The organism is Parabacteroides sp. AM58-2XD (genome assembly GCF_003463685.1).
Lineage (GTDB): Bacteria > Bacteroidota > Bacteroidia > Bacteroidales > Tannerellaceae > Parabacteroides > Parabacteroides segnis.
In genome coordinates, this window is record NZ_QSDP01000257.1 from 1 (window position 1) to 723 (window position 723).

Here is a 723-nt window from a genome sequence, read left to right on the forward strand (position 1 = left end):
TTTTATCTAAATGATGATTGAAAAATTTTACGACCATAACTTAATAATTCTCCTGGTCGAATATTTTTTATCTATACTTTTCCTTTGGATAAGATATTCGATAGTAGGATAAGATATTCGATAGTAGATGTTACGATATTTGTCATATAACAAATTACCATACCATGGATTTTCACAAAAATCTTGTGGGCTTGCGGTTAATTCTCCAGGTAATATTACTTTGTCAAAATATTTGCTTTTTACTGGTATTTTTTTTATGGAATCATGCTCTATAGATGCTATATATATGTTTTCATCATAATAGAAAGAGTAAATAAAATGTTTTCCATCAAAACAACGACTAAAAGCAGTTTCTAATCCGAATTTTTTTAATTTGTTATCTGAACCTGGATATTCTGGATAATCAAAAGGTAAGGCAGAAATATCGTATGAGTCCATGTTAAATTTAATAGAAACTGGATCATGGTCATTAAAACGATTGGGGCCTGAATATAGATACATTGTTCGTCCGATAACTTCTGCCTGTTTTTGATAAGACGCAGAAATACTGAATATAGATAAATTTTCGGGTGCGACATCTTTATCATAGGAATATTTAGTTATTAAAGTACCATTTTTGTTAACGAGTGAGATTTCCTTAATATCTCTGTTTGGCACGTAAATGCTATCTAAATTATGAATATAATATCCATTAGCAAATCCTATACCATTATTACCATCTAT

Annotated in this window: 1 protein-coding gene; it reads right to left on the bottom strand. The window is 29.2% G+C overall.

The window, feature by feature from the left end; translation table 11 throughout:
• Nucleotides 1–27 precede the first annotated feature (27 nt).
• A partial coding sequence (locus DXA15_RS25155) for a DUF4221 family protein (protein WP_158579725.1) occupies nt 28–723 on the bottom strand: 696 nt, incomplete at its 5' end.